This is a genomic window from Desulfomonilia bacterium, from assembly GCA_036567785.1.
Classification (GTDB): Bacteria; Desulfobacterota; Desulfomonilia; order UBA1062; family UBA1062; genus DATCTV01.
In genome coordinates, this window is sequence record DATCTV010000015.1 from 1 (window position 1) to 2,677 (window position 2,677).

Below are 2,677 nucleotides of genomic sequence, written 5' to 3' on the forward strand. Positions count from 1 at the left end.
GATCTGGGCGTCCACGCTGACCTTGGATTCGCGGCCCTGGTGGCAGGTCATGCACAAGGCTTCACGTCCGAGGCCGGAGATGACGACACCGGAGGGGAAGGTGACCGAGGTATAGGCAGAAGAAGCAGCGTTATGGCAGGAGACACAATCGATGCCCATGTTGGTCTTGGCATCAATGGTGGCTTCGTTCTTGCCTGTGGCCAGGAACTCAGCCAGGCCGGCGCCGGCATGGCATTTGGCGCAGCTGGTGGGGACGACGGCTGGATCTGACGCATCCCAGTGACGGAAGGCTTCGGAATCACTGGCGGCATGGCCGGCAGCTTTCCAGGCATCCATGTAGGGGACAGCCGGACCTGCTTCAGCAGCCGCCGGGCAGGGCGTTGCTTCGGGGCAGGTGGCAGTCGGGCAGGTGGGGCAGGCGGTCGGCTCGGCTGTCTTTTGGCAGGCAGCCAGGAGTAGGGCCAGGCCCAACACCAGCGCAACAAGAAGTAATACACGTTTTTTCGACATCTGGTTCTCCTCTAAGAGAAATTTTCAATGCTTGTGAGAAATTGCGCAAACCAAAGAAAGAATTTTGGGAAAAGCCACCACCACCTTTCCGGGAAGATTTGTCCTGAGTTTTGTTAATCAAAAAACCTGCCTTCAGAGAGACAGAATAGGACAAAGTTTATTATAATGGAGAGATTGAATGAATTCAAGATTAAAATCCGGTAAAATCGAGTTAATTTGCCGGATATCACGAAAATGTAGGATGATTGTAAGGTGGCGGCAGGATGAAAAAGTGGTGCTTGACGGGGAACGGTAACGCGCTTATAATATTACCTGCGCATTGCGGGGTGGAGCAGAGGTAGCTCGTTGGGCTCATAACCCAAAGGTCAGTGGTTCGAATCCACTCCCCGCTACTAAAGTCAAACCAGAGTCCGTCGGGCTCTGGTTTTTCGTTAGCCTGGCGCACAGCGGTAGACATTTTTCCAAAAATGGAGGAATTTCTTATGAACCGCAGTTCGCCGGGTACGTCAAAATCCAAAGTTTCACTTTCCTTAGCCAAAGCCATCGATGGCTTCCTTAAATTCAAAACAGCAGAGGGATTAAGCCAACGCACAATTACCTCCTATGAGTTCACTCTTGGTCATTGGTTGAAATACATCGGAGATCGAGAGGTGTCGGAAATTCAAGCTTCCGACCTTACCGGCTACATGGCCTGGTTGAGAACCGAATATAAACCGAGACGTTGGAACGGAAGCTCCGATCCGCTGTCCGCTAAATCCATCCGAAATGTGTGGGTGACGTTTCGATCCTTTTTCGGTTGGCTGCAGGTGGAGTTCAAATTCCCTAATCCTGCAAAAGAAATCACTGCACCCAAGTTTCAAAAACATCCCGTTGAAACATTTACGAAAGAAGATGTGGAAAAACTTCTGAAAGCCTGCGTTTACTCGCGCGAATCGCAGACTGAGGAAAGGAAGAAGTTTGTGATGCGCCGGCCCAGTGCCAACCGCGACCAGGCGATTGTGTTGATGTTGCTGGATACTGGATTGCGAGCAACTGAGTTGTGTTCTCTGATCATCAACGATGTGGATCTCAAGACCGGAAAGGTCACCATCCGTCACGGAGTGGCAGGTGGCGCAAAGGGCGGAAAAGGACGAACTGTGTACCTGGGTAAGGTTGCGCGAAAAGCGGTTTGGCGTTATCTTGCCAGCCGAGAAGATGGGGACGATCCCGACGCCCCCCTCTTCATCAGCCATGCGGATCGAGCTTTCAACAAGGACAGTTTGCGAGTTTTGATCAATCGGTTGGGAGACAGGGCAGAAATCAAGAAGGCTTATCCGCATAAATTCAGGCATACTTTCGCCATCACCTACCTGCGCTCTGGAGGAGATGTTTTTACCCTCCAATCGCTGCTCGGACATGGATCGCTTGATATGGTGCGCCATTATGCTCAAATTGCCGAAGTAGATGTGGAGCAAGCGCATCGCAAAGCCAGCCCAGCTGATAACATGCGTCTGTAACCAGGAAATCTTCATTGAGCCAACTTTCCTGCGATAAACATCAATGCCTTTTTCTGGCTTTCGCGATCAAGCTTATTAAGGAAAACCTCAAGCTCATCACCCGGCGTGGATGTCGCCTTCCCAGACAGACCCGCAATGCGCTCTTGAACATCAGAAGAAAGCATGGGAGCGTAAGTGCTGTCCGTGATCTCGATACTCTCGTGCATCAGGTTCATGGAGACTGCTTTGTAATCCGCCATAGTCTGAGCATGAAGTAACCCGTAGACGGCGTGTCCATGCCGGAATTTGTGAGCTGATTTGAATTCAAGGTTTGCAATGGAAAACAACAACTCCAGGCGTTTTTGAAGCGCCTGAGAACGCGTCTTTCCAGGTTCATCCTGTGAAAGAAACTGATCCCCCCAGGAATGCGCGATCGGTGCATACCAGGGACTTGATCCAGGAAGTGACTTACGAACGAATTCATCCCATTGGCGGACCGGCGCAAGAATTTCAGGAATGTTCAACAGAAAAGTAGTCGCCTTCTTTCCATTCTTGGTATGAACGCCCAGTTCTGGCCATTGGCGAAGTCTGAGATTATCAAGATCAACAGCTTCTATTGGTAATGTGGTAAAAGCGCTGGCACGCATGCCAGATAGGAAGAGCATTGCAGCAGCTGCTTTGTCGCGCAATAA

The 2,677-nt window shown here is 50.9% G+C and carries 3 protein-coding genes and 1 tRNA gene; 2 read left to right on the top strand and 2 right to left on the bottom strand.

All coding sequences use genetic code 11. From position 1 onward, the window contains the following. The coding region (locus VIS94_03520; protein ID HEY9160138.1) for a cytochrome c3 family protein at window positions 1-510 on the bottom strand (510 nt) is incomplete at its 3' end. 320 nt (window positions 511-830) lie between these two features. Between VIS94_03520 and VIS94_03525 the strand changes: the two genes are divergently transcribed. Next, window positions 831-902, top strand: a tRNA-Met gene (locus tag VIS94_03525). 90 nt (window positions 903-992) lie between these two features. Continuing rightward, a complete protein-coding gene (locus VIS94_03530) occupies window positions 993-2,006 on the top strand; it encodes a tyrosine-type recombinase/integrase (protein HEY9160139.1) in 1,014 nt (337 codons plus the stop codon). A gap of 11 nt (window positions 2,007-2,017) precedes the next feature. Here the strand turns inward: VIS94_03530 and VIS94_03535 are convergent. Beyond that, the coding region (locus tag VIS94_03535; GenBank protein ID HEY9160140.1) for a site-specific integrase at window positions 2,018-2,677 on the bottom strand (660 nt) is incomplete at its 5' end.

Excerpts from the sequence above, each read along its gene's own strand:
- VIS94_03530 (HEY9160139.1), top strand. The coding sequence starts at position 993 with ATGAACCGCAGTTCGCCGGGTACGTCAAAATCCAAAGTTTCACTTTCC.